The following is a 15,842-nucleotide window of genomic DNA, read 5'->3' as shown; positions in this document are numbered from 1 at the left end:
ACCCTGCCCGTCATGGAATCCGAATCCCGGTATTGGACGAAAACGGTAATCCGAAAATCGGTGCAAGGAACCGTAAACAGTGGAAACGTGTATTAACCGATGCTACCGGATGGAACAATCAAAAAAATTGTGAACTGTGGCGGAGTGAATGGGCGAATGTCTGTAATGCACATTTGAAAACGGAAAATCACATTGACCACCGTTCTTATGCAAGGCAGGGGAAATTAGAGATACCGACGATCCATGAGGGCGCGGATGCCAGAAAAATTGATGAGAAATTTCAAAATGGGCAGACACAATCAGCGTCATGGAAAGTGGTAGAAAATCAGATCATAAAAAGACAAAATGCACTGCTGGATAAAATACAGATTTCTTTCGGAAAGGTATCCGGTGCATTGACACAATGGAAGGAGCGATTGGATGACATTAGAAGAAAGCCGGGAAGTCATTCCCATGATGGAGACAATGATAAACCAGATCGAGGAACAGCAGAATTTTATGGCAGCGATGGTACAGGAATTGCAGGAACGGGATCGACAGCTCCTGTCTTTTCAGGAGCAGAACCAGAGTTTAAAAAGCTTAAACAGCGAATTATCCAGGCTGCTAAATCTTTTGCCAGATACAGAAGAACTGCTCTCACAGATCGAGCAACAGAAAACCAGAATCGAACAGTTGGAAAACGAGAATCAGCAATGGCAGGAATTAACGCAGAAGCTGAACAACGAGAACAGCTTATTGCAGAAACAGAACAGCGAATTGCTGACCTTAAACAGCAGATAGAGAAAGCGAGGGAGATCGATGAGCGAATGCAGAAACTTAGAGAACGTCGGGCAGGTGGAAGAACTTCTGCTGATGACCGAACAGATGCAGGACGAACTGGATCAGAAAGACCAGACAATCCAGGAACTAAACAGGCAGCTAAGCGAATCGCTGACCTTGAACGAGAAATTGAACAGCGAAAACAGAGCCGAGAATATCGAAGCATTGCGGACAAGATTAAGGCAAACAGAGGAACGATTGACCAGCGAGACAGACAGCAGGAAAAGAGCCGACGCAGAAGCCGTGGCATGGAAATTTAAGTATGAAAAAGCAGAGCAGGAAAAACTTTATGCACAGACACACCAAAAGACGGTAGAGGTAGCTGTTGAGAAAAAAGTGCCTTATGAGAAATGTGAAAAATGTGACCGTACTGCTTACCGGAAAGCAAAAGAAAAATGCGATAGCCGTAAAAGCCAGTTAGAAAAGAAATATAAAAATATGACGATTGGTTATGAAAGTATCTTGTTTCTACTGGCATGGTACAGCATAACAACAACACTGTTTACTGCGATTCTTTCGCCGGTTTTCCTTAACGACTGTATCGTCTTTTTCGGTGCGTTAGGAAAAGGAATGGGAAGTTTATTTCGGGAGTTTGTGACAGGTGCAGACTCTTTCGGACAGTTAAGCAGTGGAATACCTAACAGTATTCTTTCCGGGATTGTGTACTGGCTGATTGCCGGTACTGTCATGGCAATTTTATTCGTAATAACCGGGTGGCTGATAATCGGGATTGGTTATCAGGTAGGAAAAATCTACCGGAAATATTGTTGGGATATCATCAGTATCGTGGTAGCGATAACGAGTACAGCTGTTGTAATTTACTTTGGAGAATGGATTAAAAACGCTAATCCGATAAATCTTATTGTATTGCTATTACTGTCGCATATTATTTATATTGGAATCAGATGTTATGTGAAAGACTGGATGGAAGAACGAGGATATTATTAAAAGAGGACAGAGAAATTTCATAATCTTCCTGTCCTTAGTAAGGGACTATTGATTGTTTATATAAAGAAAAAGTATATAAATAAACCTTGACAATTAGTACGAACTCGGACTATACTATAAAAGTCCGGATTCGTACTAATTTAAGGAGAAAAAAGATGAGAAAAGATAATAATATGATAATACAGTTGCAACGATATTATGCTTTATGGAAAGAATGTACAGCAATGTATGAGGAATGGTCAAAGGATCAGGGACTGTCTTCAAATGGAGTTTTTGCTTTGTATTCATTTTATGAAAGTAATGGAAGATGCACGCAGAAAATGATAAGTGAAAAATGGAATATACCTAAGCAAACGGTAAATACGATACTAAAAGATTTTCAGAAAAAAGGATACATCAATATGGTATCTGATGATTCAGACAAGAGAAATAAGCTGATATGCCTCACAGAATCAGGAATGGAATATACGAAAGATATCATAGAAAAACTGCACTCAAAAGAAATATATGTAATCGAAAAAATGGGATTAGAGAATATAGAAAGTCTTAATGATAATACAGAGCTGTTTATCAGACTTTTCAAGGAAGGAGATTGTAAGAAAAATGAATCATAAATCATTATTTTTTAAATATGTTATTCCATCTATTATAGCATTTGCATTATCAGGAATATATGCGATAGTGGATGGATATTTTGTAGGCAATACCATAGGAGATGCTGGACTTTCGGCTATTAATATTGCATATCCGATTGTGGCTTTGATTCAGGCTCTTGGAACAGGAATTGGTATGGGAGGAGCTGTTTATTACTCAATTAATGCAGCAGAAAAGAAAGGAAAACGGGCAGAAGAATTTATTGCTACAAGCTGGTGGCTTCTTGTAATAGTAAGTGTTATCAATACCATAATTATTTACTCCTTTTCGTCTAAAATTTTAGGATTGCTTGGAGCAGATGGAATTATATTAACAAATGCGACAGATTATATCAAAATTATAGCACTTGGAGCAATATTGCAGATTCTTGGAACTGGAATGATGCCATTCATTAGAAATTATGGAAACTCTTTCTGGTCAATGTTTGCGATGGTTGGTGGATTCATAACCAATATTGTTCTGGATTTTATCTTTGTATGGATATATGAAATGGGCATGAAAGGTGCAGCCACAGCTACAATAGCCGGACAGGGTGTGACTGCAGCAATTGCAATCATATACGCATTATATAATAAAAAGTTTTATGTGTATGTATCCTTAAAAAATGTAAAAGAAATGTGTGGCGCTATATTCAGAGTAGGTCTTGCACCATTTGGGCTAGCATTGACTCCTAATATTTCATTGGTGTTTATAAACCGATTCTCCGCTTCTTATGGGGGAGAAAAAGCTATTGCAACTTATGCATGTGTATCCTATATTATCTGTATCATATATCTCATATTGCAGGGCGTAGGTGATGGAAGTCAACCTTTAATGAGCCGTTTTTATGGTGAGAAGGATCAAGAAAGCCTGAGAGGAGTTCAGAGAATGGCATACATTTTTGCAATAATTCTTGCTGTTTGTGGTGGAATTATCATGTATGTAAACAGAGCAAATATTGGAGGGGTTTTCGGAGCTTCTTATGAAGTAAGTATTGAGATTTCTAAAATTGTACCTATATTTTTAGTGTCATTACCATTTGTTGCGATTACCAGAATAGCGACAGCTGGATTTTATGCTACTGAAAAAAGTGGATTGTCATACATTCTTACATTCATTGAACCAGTATTGATGCTGATATTTATGCTTGTTTTACCACCTTTATTTGGTGGACAGATTATGATATGGTGGAGTACGGTATTGGCACGTGTTTTTTCAGCGATTCTGGCATTCATACTAATAAAATATTGCGAAAAGGGAGATTTGCAATATGGAATACAGAAAATTTAACAATCAGATAGTAGCAAGAATAATCTAGGTTTATCTATTGTATTTTTAAGGACAGCCTCATAGCAATAGGGCTGTCCTTTTAAAATTATGAAGCTAATTTTTAATAAATTCTAGTAGATTTTGATTGGAATAATCATAACTCTAATGAATCTTCAGCATCTACCCACATCTGTAAATTCCCATCAAGATATAACCTTGCATATTCTAATGGCTCATCGATTGCAAGCGATGTCAAAGCACAATCAGATCCAGGTGTGGTTCTTAAATTTTTTTCTGCTTCCCAACAATCAATACGGAGTATATAGCCCGTATTAGTATATACATCAATGCTGTTGCACTGTGGATTGTATTCTGCAAATATTGTTCTCATCGTATCCCATCTCCTTATCATTTAATCAATCAGTAGTAGCAAAAATTAAGAAGCATTTCAATCAGTTCACCATGTCACTTTTATTTTGTGTTATACTGTCTTATAGATTTTTCTTGCCCTTGTATTTGCCCTTATCAGAGTGCATAAACACTGATGGGACGATATAACACAAGGGAAATAATAAGGGAAAGCTCACCTGCGACAAATCCAGTGTTTTCAAGGGGTTGCGAAGAATTTAATAATAAAATATAACAGTTATTAAATTTCTTAAAACAGGTGAAATCTCAATCGGAATTTAGGGAGGTACAAGAATGATAAATTTAGTGGCACTTCCGTGCCTCTGTGTAGATGTTTTTGATGGAACAGATGAATTGCGTGCAGGTGGTGAAGCCCTTAATTTTGCAGTTCATGCATCAAAATTTGAGGAGTTTAATGTTTCAATATTGGGTGCGGTTGGACAGGATTCCTACGCAAAATTTATTATGGATTCTGTTTCTGATAAGAGAATAGATGTAAGCCATGTAAGAGTTGAAGAGGATAAAGTAACTGCAAATAATCGTACATATCTTACGGCTGACGGTGACAGATATTACAAAGATGATTCATGGACGGGTGATATTGTTGATAAAATGATATTGAATCAAGACGAATTGGACTTTATAAAAAAATCAGAGGTTGTATTTATACATTTCTGGGCAGGCTGTTTTGAACAAATTATAGATTTAAAAAAGAATAATAACTTCAGATTGGCTGTGGATTTTGTAGAATATCGTAATTTTAAGGAGATGGAAAAATATGCACCATATATAGATTATTTCCTGATTAGTGGAGAGGAATCAATTCTTCCGATATTTGAAGCATTTTCCAAGAAGTATAAAGGACTATTTAATGCATCTTTAGCTGATAAAGGAAGTGTTACATATTATAATGGTGAAAAGTATTTTGTCCCGCCTGATGAAGCTTTAGAAATAGTTGATACTACTGGTTGCGGAGATAGCTACCATGCAGGCTTTGTGTGTTCTCATATGTTAATTGGTGATATTTACGAGGCTATGAGAGTTGGTACAGAATTTGCAACAGAGACATTGTCTCATTATGGTGGCTTTTAATTCGATTTGTAAGGAGAAACAATATGACAGGGTTTATTATATGGTCACTTTTCGGAGTGTTTATAATTGGATTATGAATAAAAGATATGTTTTCTAAGAATCCGGTTGTGAAGAAAAGTAAATAAACTTCAGTTTTTGAAACTGAGAAATCGGGATTTATAAAGGAGAATATTGATGAAACTATTTTTATGTTCGCACTTTTCAAGTGTAGGAAGTCTGATAAAGGAAGAAATTGAAAATAAGAAAGTCGCATTTATTCCAACAGCTTCGTTGCGTGAAGGCTACACCGGTTATGTCGGTTCGGCTCGAAAATTATTCAAAAAGTTGGGAGCAATCGTAACTGAAATTGATATTTCAACGGAGGCTTATTCAACGATACAGTCTGTTTTTGAAGATGCAGATGTGATATATTTTACCGGCGGAAATTCTTTCTTTCTTATGGACCAACTCCGTAAAACAAGAACTGATGGGTTGCTAAAAAAGGAATTGGCAAATGGAAAATTGATGATCGGCGAGTCGGCAGGCGCAATTATATGCGCTCCAAGCATCCAATATATCGAGCAAATGGATGAAAAGCCGGAGGACTACTCACAAGAAGATGATGCAGGGCTTGATTTGATTGATTTCTATGTTCTTCCGCATTATCTTACAGCACCATTTAAGAAAGTTACCGAGAAAATAATGACTGAGTTTTCGGATTTGAATCTATGCCCTATTAACAACCATCAGGGAATTGTAATTGATGGTGAAGGTTCAAAGGTTATTTGCAAAGACTAATTTGAAAAATCCTTTTTTGAAACTGGAAAATCGGAATTTTCTTGATGGTGGAGGATGCGTATGGAACATAAGGGCACAATTAGAATAGAAACAGATAGATTAGTTCTTAAACGACATGTATTAGATGATGCAGAAATCATGTTTAAAAACTGGGTAACAGAAAAAGATGTAACAAAGTTTTTAAGTTGGCAACCGCATAAAAATGTCGACGAGACAAAGCAATTACTAATTGATTGGATAGAATCGTATGATAAGCAGGATTTCTATTTTTGGACAATTGAGTTAAAAGATTCGCATGAACTGGTTGGAGATATATCAGTAGTAAGTCTCGATGAGGCAACAGAAAGTGTGGAGCTCGGGTATGGTATTGGAAGCAGATGGTGGGGAAAAGGTATAACTGCAGAAGCAGGAAGGGCATTGGTAAAATTCTTTTTTGAAGAAGTAAAAGTCAAACGTGTATATGCAAAGCATGCTGCAGGTAATCCAAACTCAGGAAGTGTAATGCAGAAAATGGGAATGAAAAAAGAAGGAATAATTAGGCAGTCGGGAACCTGTAATCAAGGTATTGTGGATGTAGTTTATTATTCCATACTTAGAAATGAGTATTTTAGTAATGATAATTGATGAAAAAATCTAATTTAGCGACACACTCGAAAATTTCAGTTTTTGAAACTGAGGAATCGGGATTTAAGGAGGTCTTGTATGAAGAAAATCGTATGTACAATGCTATGTATTATGCTTTTATTTGGTTTGAGTGCTTGTGGTGGAGATGTCAGTGAAGAGAAAACTCATAATGTTGAATCTGAGAGCTATTCAGAAGAGGATATTAAAGCCGCTATTGACACAATAAAAAAGGAGTTTAAGAGTGACTGGAAAGGATGCACTCTCACAGAAATTTACTATGCCGGAGATGACTGCACGAAAGATCATAAAGATTGGGCAGACAGAAACAATGCAGATGAAGTCATTGTTTTATTATCTTCATTCGATGTTGATTCATCTGGTGGAAACGGGTCTTTGAATCCAAATAGTACATACAGTGATTGGAAGTGGATTTTAGTTAGAACAGATGGCGGAAAGTGGCAGCATGTTGACCATGGATATTAAGTCAAATTCCTGTTTTTGAAACTGAGAAATCGGAATTTGTTAAATTGGAAAATTAGAATTTAGAGGATGTGAATGAGCAGCATGAAGAAAACAAAAGAAGGAGTTAATTTGAAGAAAAAGAAATTCCTTAGACTGAAGAATACAGGTAGTATCCTTGTGCTTATGGGGCTTTTGATAATTTTTGTAATAGCACTGTACACATTTATCCTGCAAAGTTCTTACACTAAGACTGCCCTTGAAACAGAAATTGCGCGCGATACAGCGAGTGCAGATGCAGTACACAAACTTGTGGATGGAAGAATCGGCAAAGAAGATTTTGATCAAATCAAAGATAAATCTGATGAAAAGAAGCAAATATATAAGGATATTTCTTCATATTTCAATGAAATCAGAACACTGAATTCTACTCGATATATTTACACCGCTACAAAAAATGAAGAAGGAAAACTCGTTTATGTGGTAGATGGTTTGGATTCGGATGCGGATGATGTAAGACACCCTGGAGATTATATTGAGGAAGAAATGGTTCCGTATATTGATAGGGCTATTTCTGGGGAGAATGTGTACTCTCAGGATATCATTGATACAACATGGGGACCGATTTTTACTGCTTGCTATCCTGTAAGAGCAAATCATGATGGGACAGGAGAAATCATTGGCGCATTTTGCATTGAAATGGATATGCAATCAGCTTATGGAATGGTTGAAGAGACGAATCATATTTCCATCATCTGCGGTTTAGTCGCAGGAGCTGTATTGCTTTTAATTTGTCTATATACCTATTATGTTTACCAGAAAAGCAAGGCAGAAGAGCAAAAACAAAAACAATTATTAATGAACGCCGCTGAGAAAGCAGATGCTGCCAACAAAGCAAAATCTGCGTTTTTGCTTAATATTAGCCATGACATCAGAACGCCGATGAATGCCATTATTGGATTTACAAACATTGCGCTTCACCAGAACACGGTTTCAGATATTCATGATAGCTTGGAGAAAGTTCAAAAAAGTTCGAATCATCTTCTCTCTTTGTTGAATGACGTTTTGGATTTCAGTCGCATTGAAAGCGGAAAAGATATCATTTCGCCTGAGCCAGTGGACATTACTCAATTGACAGATAACGTCCAGGCGATTATGAATGGACTTCTTTATAACCGAGATCTTAAGTTCGAAGTACATCGAGAAAGACCAAAGAACCCATATGTCCTTGCGGATGTTACGCGTATTCGAGAAGTTTTGGTGAATCTTCTTGGCAATGCTGTGAAATTCACAAAGGACGGTGGAAAGATTACTTTGGATATCAGCAGTTACCCCGGAACGGATGAGAAACATATCATAATTCGTTATGTTGTTCAAGATAATGGTATTGGCATGAGTGAAGAGTTCCAGAAAGAATTATTCAAGCCGTTTTCACAAGAAGATGATGCTAATGCCAGAACCCAATATAAGGGAACCGGTCTTGGCATGGCCATCACAAAAAAACATATAGATATGATGGGCGGTTCAATTGCTGTTGAGAGCAAAAAAGGTGTAGGTACTACATTCACTGTGGAGATTCCACTGGAGTTGACAGAACAAGTTATTCAATCAAAACAAAAACAACCTCCACATAGAGATTTGACGGGTATTCATGTTCTTATGGCTGAGGATAATGATCTAAATGCTGAACTTGCTACGATAATACTGGAAGATGCTGATATGACCGTAACACGCGCATCAGACGGAAAAGAAGTTGTGGAATTGTTTAAAAATCATCCACGAGACACATACGATCTTATTTTGATGGATATTATGATGCCAAACATGGATGGATACCAAGCAACAAAAGCCATTCGAGCCTTGGGTATAGAGCGGTCCGATGCAGTTACGATTCCAATTATAGCTTTGTCTGCAAATGCTTTTGTAGATGATATTCAGGAATCCCTGGATTCAGGCATGAATGACCATATTTCCAAGCCGATTAACATGGAGGAATTAATCGATACTATCACTAAATACATTAAACACGATTAGGAAAACAAAGAAGTTAATTCTGATGAAAAGTTTGCACTGGTCTTGTCGGATGCGAAAGCGCAAGTTTCCTATGATTATGATACAGGTCGCATCACCACATTTCTTATCAGCACCCAGCACCAGGAGGACACCTCTGTTATGGATATTCGCCCGCTGGTGGAAGCTGTCATGGAAACCGCCGGGAAGATCAAGAACGACAATATGTCCGATCAGGATTTCTACAACTTCAAGTTTTTGAAACTGAGAAATCGGAATTGACCGAATAAGTTAATCGTGCCATATGGCTTGATTATAAATACATAGATCAAGTTGTTTGGAATATAGATGATATGAAAAAAACACCCCATGGGGAAAGAATGTAGCTGCCTCAATTACTGATCTGTCATATTATTTTGTCACAAGTGACGGAGAGGATTTTTGACAGTACTGCTCACTTTCTCCGTGGGCATGGTAAAGATCAATGACTGTTTCGTCTGGCAGGGAAGTGTTTGTCCAGTATGTGCCCAGTTCTATATCGGGTACGATAAAATACTGCCCATATCGGTCAATGGTTCTTTCCGTGATCTCATAAATTGTGCGTATTCCGACAGTTTTCTCCTCGTTATCAGAAAGGGAATATGTCACATTCCGGAAGGTCTGTCCGATATAAACAGTTTTCCCATCACGTGGATGCTGGATATTCTGGCAGCATTCCCTGACGGATTCCAGCCATTCTTCTTTACTTTCCTGTCTGGGATTCCGTTTTATGATGAAAGACACATTGTTGTATTTATAGCTTTCTTCCATAAAGATGCCTATGTTTTCAGATGCATCGTTGCCGGAATCCAGCCGGATGAGCAGTGGTTTTTCCGTCAGCTGTCTGCACAGTTCAATGGTCTCTCTCAGGAAATCAGGAGTTTCTTTCTGGCAGTGCTGTTTCCCAATCCGCAGTTCAAGATTGACGAGGTATCCTTCTGTGCCGATATATGCCATAATTGGTGCATATCCGTCAAAACCCTTGTAGGTACGGGATACGCCTTCCTTATTGGATTTCGAATTGTCAAAGGGGGTTACATCAATATCGACAGGAACAAAGCCGTTATCCAGGGCTGTCGGCTCTATGTGCATTTCACGCAGCATGTCGACATTTGCCTGCTGGATGTCTTTGCGCAGGGAATCCCCGATCATGTCAAAACGCTGACGGAGTGTTTCGGCGGAAGGAATCGCATAGGAGATGCCTAATGCGTATTTGTAGTAGTCAGGGTCATCTATCATTTCACGGACAACCTCATACTGGGGTTTTCCCTGACAGAGCATACCAATATAGGTGAGGAGCACGTCTCCATTTTTTATCTGTTTCTGCAGATAATCTTTTGAAATTGGAGCACGGTTGATTTTTTTAACAAAACTGCTTTTTCCAAGTATTTGCCCTACGAATACCAGACCACTGGGAGTAATGAGCCGCTCATCGCTGAATTCAATGTGTATTTTCTTCATTGCACTGCCCCCGCCTATCTTTTGATACTTTCATTATACAGGATAATGCATGATGATACAGTAAAAAAACAAAATTTTGTTTAACCTAGTGGGTGAAATAAAATGTATTGCGAAAATCAGTTTCCAGCAGGTATTATTGCTGAAAAAAAGGGATGTAACACTATGGTAAGTTTCACGGAATAAGGTGGATTTTCATTGACGCATATAACACCTTACAATATAATAAAAGCAAATATATAGCTTATAAAGGAGGTTCCTTAATGACGAAAAAAATAACCGCAATATTCTTGGCATTGTGCATGGCAATCTCCGCTTTGCCGATGACCATTCAGGCGGCATCAAAGCCCGATATTAAAGTTGGCGACTATGTTAAAATGGGCGCGTATAACAATGCCTCAATTCTTTGGCGATGTGTAAGCATTGACAATAACGGACCGCTTATGCTTGCAGACAAAATTGTTGACACCCTTGCATATGATGCCAAAACAAATGACAACAGCAATTCAAAATCACACAGCAGAAGCTATAAGCGTGATGATTACGGTTCTAACTATTGGAAAGACAGCAATATGCGTTCTTGGTTAAATTCGACCGCAGCTGAAGGCAAAGTCGATTGGCTTTGCGGCAACCCTCCGAAAGACGGATATGTAAGCGGTGTGGGAGCGTACAACGAAAAAGCGGGTTTTCTCAACGCTTTTTCAAAATCTGAAATTGCGGCAATGAAAACCGTTACCCAGCGTTCTCTCGTTTCTCATCCCGAATACAACAAGGGCATAGTTGATGGAGACGCAAATTCGGATTTGTTATACTACACCGATATTTCGGAAGCGGTGGCAAACTACGACAGTTCATATTTTGAAACTACAACCGAAAAGGTTTTTCTTCTTGATGTAAAGCAGGCTAATGCCGTGTGGAAAAATCTCAAAGGTTATTATGTTGCGTATAATAATGACGGTATGGCTTGGCCTTATTGGCTTCGCACTCCTGTTACCGATTGCAATCACGATATGCGTTATATCAGTTCATCGGGTCAGGTCGGTCGTTATGCTCCGTGGTATTCCGATTTGGGCGTAAGACCTGCATTTTATCTCGATTCCGAATATTTTGTTACAACTTCCGGCAGCGGCTCACAAAGCAGTCCTTATATCGGCTCTGCTCCAAATAAGCAAGAGGATGATTATACAATTTCGGAACCTGCCGAGGACGCAAATCCCGATTGGAATGTCAGCACCGAGCAAAGCATTCAGCTCACCCTCGGCCCGTGGTATTCAAATGACGGAAAATATTCTAATCCTACCATCCCTGTTTATACCATCCAAAAAACACGCAGCGACACGGAAAATATGGTTGTTGTCGTTTGCGGCGAGGGATACACAAAAAGTCAGCAGGGCAAATTCATCAATGATGTCAAACGACTTTGGCAGGACGCTATGAAATATGAACCGTATCGCAGTTATGCCGACAGATTCAATGTTTACGCTCTTTGCACAGCTTCCGAATCGACTTTTGACAATGGTGGAAGCACCTTCTTTGATGTTATAGTCGACAAATATAATTCGCCTGTTATTTCTAATAATCTCCACGGAAGTCAGTGGAAAAATCATATTTTTGAGAGATGTATCGGTCCTGAATTTATCGAGAAAATTCACGATGCTCATATCAAAAAAAAGTGTGATCCAAACACAATTCCGTCCGGTTCGGAATATGAGCCTTATTATTATGTTCACGATTATATTGCTCAGTTCGCTATGGTTGTAAACACAAAATCAGATTTCGGCGGTGCTTATAATAACCGTGAATACGGCTTCCATTATTTCATTTCGCCATCAGACAGTTATCGTGCGTCAAAAACTTTTGCACACGAGTTTGGACACGGTTTGCTCGGTCTCGGTGATGAATACAGTAACGGATATTTGCTTGACGATAAGGAACTTAAATCACTCAATCTTTCCTCGGTTGAAGACCCGGAAAAGATAAAATGGCGACAGCTTTTAGGTTTTAGAAACACATATACCTGCCGCAATGCTTACGGCTCAAAAATGCTTGTTTCAAGTTATGAGTGCATAATGAGAGACACAAACTATCAATTCTGTGAGGTTTGCCGTTTGCAGGGCTTCAAGCGAATGTCTCAGCTTGTTAAGGATGTAGACCTTTATGTTGCAACTCCCGAGGTTAAGGAATATACGGGCGCTTATTCAAAGCCGTCTGATTTTACCGACCTTGAAACAAGTTCATATTATAATTACACATATAATCGCAATGACCGACTTTTGAGCGGCAACAGCAAAAGCAGATTTAATACTAATATGAACGGTAAAAAAATCGAGCTTAGAACTGTTATTCAAAACATTTCAGATAAAAATGCACGACAATTAAAATTCAAAATGTGGATTAAGCACTCCGACGGAAGTGTTGCGACCGATTCATCGGGGAATCCGCTTCAAACAGTACAAACCTTTGACATTCCTGTTTGGAATGATAAGGCAAATTTCTGGCCGCTCGGTGCTTTGGATCACATCAAAAGCGACTTTAATTCAGGCTTAAAGAGTTGCTCGCTTATTTATCAAATTCCGTCTGATGCACAGCTTAAGAGCGGCGATACCGTGGCATTTCAGGTGCTCGATGAAAACGGAAATGTGCTTGCAGACGACAATACGGAAACACAGCGCTACACAACCGTTTCAATTCAGTATAAATTTGAGGACGGCTCTGAAATTCCAAACACTGCCGGCGGAACATTTACCGTGCCATACGGCACAAAGCTTGATTTAACACCGGCAAAAACACTTTATGATTATGAATTTATAAAGGTTGACGGCTTGAATAAGCCTATTGTTTCGGACGGAACGGTTGTTACATATTATTACAAAAATAAAAACGAAGAACACACTCACAATCTGACTTTGGTTGCTGCGAAAGCTGCCACCTGCACAGAGGGCGGTAAGGAAGCATACTACAAGTGCGAAGGTTGTGGCAAGTTCTATGAAGATGTACTCGGTACAAAGGAAATAACCGACCTTGCATCTTGGGGCAATATTGCTAAGATTGCCCACACCACAAAGCAAACCGTAACAAAGGCAACCCCAACAGCAAACGGCAAGATAGTAAATTACTGTTCGGTATGTAAGAAAACTCTTTCAACGACAGTAATTCCAAAGGCATCAAGCATAAAGCTTAAAGCAACATCATTAACATATAACGGAAAGGTTAGAACACCTAAGGTTATTGTTAAGGACAGAACAGGAAAGACACTTGTTAAGAATACTGACTATACTGTGTCTTATGCAAAAGGCAGAAAGTATGTTGGCAAGTACGCAGTAAAGATTACCTTTAAGGGTAAATACAGCGGAACAAAGACGCTTTATTTCACAATCAAGCCAAAGGCAACAAGTATTTCCTCACTTAAAGCAGGTTCAAAGAAGTTTACAGTAAAGTGGAAGAAGCAGGCTACACAGACAACAGGCTATCAGGTACAGTACAGTGCCTCAAGTAAATTCAGCAAGGCTAAGACCGTAACAGTAGGCAAGAATACAACAGTATCAAAGAAAATTTCAAAGCTTTCGGGCAAGAAAAAGTATTATGTAAGAGTTCGCACCTATAAGACAGTTAAGATTAACGGCAAATCCATAAGGATTTATTCAGGCTGGTCAAAAGCTAAGACTGTTACAACAAAGAAATAAAAACTATACCGTAACCTTTGATTCTGCCGGTGGCTCTGCAGTAACGACTCAGACTATCGAAGAAGGTCAGAAGGCAACCAAACCTGCCGCTCCTACCAAGTCTGACGATACCACCAAGCCTTCGGATGATGTTCAGAATCCGCAGACCGGCGACAACAGTATGAGTGGCTGTGGATCGCTCTGCTGTTCGTCAGCGGCTTCGGAGTTGTGACAACTACTGTTTATACTAAATTAGACGAAGCAATTTCTGATGCTGTTAAAACTGGGAAAATCACTCAAGAAGAAGCGAACGCAGCTTACAAATAAATATACGAGGCTTGTCTTAAAAAAGACGAGCTCAAAATGACAATGAAACTGTCACTCTCTGGAGACACTAGGAGTGACAGTATAATCATCATAAATAAAATGAATCTTCGGCATCAACCCACATCTGCATAGTTCCATCAAGGTATAGTCTTGCATATTCAAGTGGTTCATCAATAGCAAGTGCATTTAATGCACAATCTAATCTGGGTGTTGTTTTTAAATTCTTTTCTGCTTCCCAGCAGTCAATGCGGAGCATATAGCCAGCAGAAGTATAAACATCAATGCTGTTGCGTTGTGGATTGTATTCTGCAAATATTGTTCTCATCGTATCAAATCTCCTTATCATTCAATCAATCATTTGTTACAAAAATCAGAAGCATTTCAATCAGTTCACCATGTCGTTTTTATTTTGTGTTATACTGTTTTAGAGGATTTTCTTTTCCTTGTATTTTCCCTTATCAGGGTTCATAAATCCATATGGGAAGATATAACATAAGGGAAAGTCTAAGGGAAAGATCACCTGCGACAAACTTAGTGTTTTCAAGGGATTCAGAGATATTTGATAATAAAATATAACAATTATTAAATCCCTTGGAATACATGAAATCTCAATTCTAGTTTGTCAGAATGAAAAATCAAGTGTAGAAGGACACATGACAGGTGGGATTTGGAATGATTCAGACAAAGAAAAAGATGAATTATGTCCGACCGTTTGAACAGGTATTACAGGAAGAATCTCATCCTGCGAATCAGACAGCATATATTGATATTATCAGGGTACCGGAGAAACTGGCGGAAAATAAATATGAAGGATAACTTCAAGTTTGATGGACTATACTCGGCGTAGATATCAGAATGAGAGCGAGGGAAAATGCATGGATATGTTACAGTTGATGAAGGAGAGGCACAGTGTGCGGCAATATAAAGATAAGCCAATCGAGCAGGAGAAACGTGCGGAGATCGACAGGCTTATCTCTGAGATAAATTTTGAGAGCGGACTGAGTATGCAGGCGGTCTACGATGAGCCGAACTGTTTTGATTCGTTTATGGCGCATTACGGCAAATTCACAAATGTTTCTAATTATATAGCTATAGTTGGCGCGAAGAACGACCAGGAAAAGGCCGGCTACTACGGTGAAAAGCTGGTGCTTGGATGTCAGGAACTTGGAATTGCCAAATACCACTTTGAGGCTGGGAGTGGACACAAAATCTTCACAAAATAATTAGCACTCATCTCTTGACAGTGCTAACAATCAGATGTATAACATAGTCAAAGATAAGGAAAGGGATTAGAAAGAAGAGAAAGAATCCCGAAAG

Annotated in this window: 16 protein-coding genes and 1 pseudogene; 14 read left to right on the top strand and 3 right to left on the bottom strand. The window is 38.7% G+C overall.

The window, feature by feature from the left end; genetic code table 11:
- The 4 genes from DXD11_RS14615 to DXD11_RS13550 form a co-directional block, all read left to right on the top strand.
- On the top strand, positions 1 to 1,079 hold a 1,079-nt coding region (locus DXD11_RS14615; RefSeq protein WP_243105879.1), incomplete at its 5' end, for a MobA/MobL family protein.
- Positions 1,018 to 1,767, top strand: coding sequence for a DUF6040 family protein (locus DXD11_RS13560; protein ID WP_009243742.1), 750 nt, complete (start codon positions 1,018 to 1,020; stop codon positions 1,765 to 1,767). The genes DXD11_RS14615 and DXD11_RS13560, both read left to right, overlap by 62 nt.
- Before the next feature lie 155 nt (positions 1,768 to 1,922).
- Positions 1,923 to 2,381: a MarR family transcriptional regulator gene (locus DXD11_RS13555; RefSeq protein WP_108817235.1), complete on the top strand. Its 459-nt coding sequence runs from the start codon at positions 1,923 to 1,925 to the stop codon at positions 2,379 to 2,381.
- Positions 2,371 to 3,690, top strand: a complete 1,320-nt coding sequence (locus tag DXD11_RS13550; RefSeq protein WP_118012828.1) for an MATE family efflux transporter — start codon at positions 2,371 to 2,373, stop codon at positions 3,688 to 3,690. The genes DXD11_RS13555 and DXD11_RS13550 overlap by 11 nt, the downstream gene beginning before the upstream one ends.
- Before the next feature lie 133 nt (positions 3,691 to 3,823).
- On the opposite strand, the gene DXD11_RS13545 is transcribed toward DXD11_RS13550, so the two are convergent.
- Entirely contained in the window at positions 3,824 to 4,060 is a 237-nt protein-coding gene (locus DXD11_RS13545) for a DUF6061 family protein (RefSeq protein ID WP_002578301.1), read from the bottom strand.
- Between the two features lie 311 nt (positions 4,061 to 4,371).
- On the opposite strand from DXD11_RS13545, the gene DXD11_RS13540 reads away from it, so the two are divergent.
- The 6 genes from DXD11_RS13540 to DXD11_RS14980 all read left to right on the top strand — a co-directional run bounded on the left by DXD11_RS13540 (position 4,372) and on the right by DXD11_RS14980 (position 9,484).
- Positions 4,372 to 5,169 (top strand): PfkB family carbohydrate kinase, encoded by a 798-nt coding sequence (locus DXD11_RS13540; protein WP_118758598.1) that lies wholly within the window; start codon positions 4,372 to 4,374, stop codon positions 5,167 to 5,169.
- Between the two features lie 174 nt (positions 5,170 to 5,343).
- On the top strand, positions 5,344 to 5,946 hold the full coding sequence (locus DXD11_RS13535; RefSeq protein WP_015534087.1) for a Type 1 glutamine amidotransferase-like domain-containing protein: 603 nt from the start codon (positions 5,344 to 5,346) through the stop codon (positions 5,944 to 5,946).
- A gap of 60 nt (positions 5,947 to 6,006) precedes the next feature.
- Positions 6,007 to 6,570, top strand: coding sequence for a GNAT family N-acetyltransferase (locus tag DXD11_RS13530; protein WP_118650060.1), 564 nt, complete (start codon positions 6,007 to 6,009; stop codon positions 6,568 to 6,570).
- Positions 6,571 to 6,648: 78 nt separating this feature from the next.
- Positions 6,649 to 7,053, top strand: coding sequence for an LptM family lipoprotein (locus DXD11_RS13525; protein WP_118758597.1), 405 nt, complete (start codon positions 6,649 to 6,651; stop codon positions 7,051 to 7,053).
- A gap of 72 nt (positions 7,054 to 7,125) precedes the next feature.
- Positions 7,126 to 9,063 (top strand): ATP-binding response regulator, encoded by a 1,938-nt coding sequence (locus DXD11_RS13520; RefSeq protein ID WP_243002936.1) that lies wholly within the window; start codon positions 7,126 to 7,128, stop codon positions 9,061 to 9,063.
- A gap of 370 nt (positions 9,064 to 9,433) precedes the next feature.
- Complete coding sequence (locus tag DXD11_RS14980) at positions 9,434 to 9,484, top strand: hypothetical protein (RefSeq protein WP_242992750.1); 51 nt, start codon at positions 9,434 to 9,436, stop codon at positions 9,482 to 9,484.
- 2 nt (positions 9,485 to 9,486) lie between these two features.
- On the opposite strand, the pseudogene DXD11_RS13505 reads toward DXD11_RS14980, so the two are convergent.
- Positions 9,487 to 10,539: pseudogene (locus DXD11_RS13505) on the bottom strand (IS1380-like element ISClsp2 family transposase); the annotation flags it as partial.
- 260 nt (positions 10,540 to 10,799) lie between these two features.
- Here DXD11_RS13505 and DXD11_RS13500 point away from each other — a divergent pair.
- Positions 10,800 to 14,219, top strand: a complete 3,420-nt coding sequence (locus DXD11_RS13500) for a M64 family metallopeptidase (RefSeq protein WP_118649912.1) — start codon at positions 10,800 to 10,802, stop codon at positions 14,217 to 14,219.
- Positions 14,176 to 14,430 carry an InlB B-repeat-containing protein gene (locus DXD11_RS14975; RefSeq protein ID WP_082241386.1) on the top strand — a complete coding sequence of 85 codons (255 nt, stop codon included), beginning with the start codon at positions 14,176 to 14,178 and terminating at the stop codon, positions 14,428 to 14,430. The genes DXD11_RS13500 and DXD11_RS14975 overlap by 44 nt, the downstream gene beginning before the upstream one ends.
- A gap of 183 nt (positions 14,431 to 14,613) precedes the next feature.
- On the opposite strand, the gene DXD11_RS13490 is transcribed toward DXD11_RS14975, so the two are convergent.
- Complete coding sequence (locus DXD11_RS13490) at positions 14,614 to 14,850, bottom strand: DUF6061 family protein (RefSeq protein ID WP_044945660.1); 237 nt, start codon at positions 14,848 to 14,850, stop codon at positions 14,614 to 14,616.
- A gap of 347 nt (positions 14,851 to 15,197) precedes the next feature.
- Between DXD11_RS13490 and DXD11_RS14260 the strand changes: the two genes are divergently transcribed.
- Complete coding sequence (locus DXD11_RS14260; RefSeq protein WP_158547614.1) at positions 15,198 to 15,341, top strand: hypothetical protein; 144 nt, start codon at positions 15,198 to 15,200, stop codon at positions 15,339 to 15,341.
- A gap of 11 nt (positions 15,342 to 15,352) precedes the next feature.
- Positions 15,353 to 15,748, top strand: coding sequence for a nitroreductase family protein (locus DXD11_RS13485; protein WP_330426647.1), 396 nt, complete (start codon positions 15,353 to 15,355; stop codon positions 15,746 to 15,748).
- Positions 15,749 to 15,842: the final 94 nt, after the last annotated feature.

The organism is Coprococcus sp. TF11-13 (genome assembly GCF_003481085.1).
GTDB classification, from domain to species: domain Bacteria; phylum Bacillota; class Clostridia; order Lachnospirales; family Lachnospiraceae; genus Coprococcus; species Coprococcus aceti.
The sequence above is the reverse complement of the archived record's forward strand: the minus strand, read 5'-3'. Positions and strand labels throughout refer to the sequence as shown.

What these genes read in the sequence shown, in the direction of transcription:
- DXD11_RS13555 (WP_108817235.1), top strand. Translation starts at nt 1,923, where the DNA reads ATGAGAAAAGATAATAATATGATAATACAGTTGCAACGATATTATGCT.
- DXD11_RS13550 (WP_118012828.1), top strand. Translation starts at nt 2,371, where the DNA reads ATGAATCATAAATCATTATTTTTTAAATATGTTATTCCATCTATTATA.
- DXD11_RS13545 (WP_002578301.1), bottom strand. Translation starts at nt 4,060, where the DNA reads ATGAGAACAATATTTGCAGAATACAATCCACAGTGCAACAGCATTGAT.
- DXD11_RS13540 (WP_118758598.1), top strand. Translation starts at nt 4,372, where the DNA reads ATGATAAATTTAGTGGCACTTCCGTGCCTCTGTGTAGATGTTTTTGAT.
- DXD11_RS13535 (WP_015534087.1), top strand. Translation starts at nt 5,344, where the DNA reads ATGAAACTATTTTTATGTTCGCACTTTTCAAGTGTAGGAAGTCTGATA.
- DXD11_RS13530 (WP_118650060.1), top strand. Translation starts at nt 6,007, where the DNA reads ATGGAACATAAGGGCACAATTAGAATAGAAACAGATAGATTAGTTCTT.
- DXD11_RS13525 (WP_118758597.1), top strand. Translation starts at nt 6,649, where the DNA reads ATGAAGAAAATCGTATGTACAATGCTATGTATTATGCTTTTATTTGGT.
- DXD11_RS13520 (WP_243002936.1), top strand. Translation starts at nt 7,126, where the DNA reads ATGAGCAGCATGAAGAAAACAAAAGAAGGAGTTAATTTGAAGAAAAAG.
- DXD11_RS13500 (WP_118649912.1), top strand. Translation starts at nt 10,800, where the DNA reads ATGACGAAAAAAATAACCGCAATATTCTTGGCATTGTGCATGGCAATC.
- DXD11_RS13490 (WP_044945660.1), bottom strand. Translation starts at nt 14,850, where the DNA reads ATGAGAACAATATTTGCAGAATACAATCCACAACGCAACAGCATTGAT.
- DXD11_RS14260 (WP_158547614.1), top strand. Translation starts at nt 15,198, where the DNA reads ATGATTCAGACAAAGAAAAAGATGAATTATGTCCGACCGTTTGAACAG.
- DXD11_RS13485 (WP_330426647.1), top strand. Translation starts at nt 15,353, where the DNA reads ATGGACTATACTCGGCGTAGATATCAGAATGAGAGCGAGGGAAAATGC.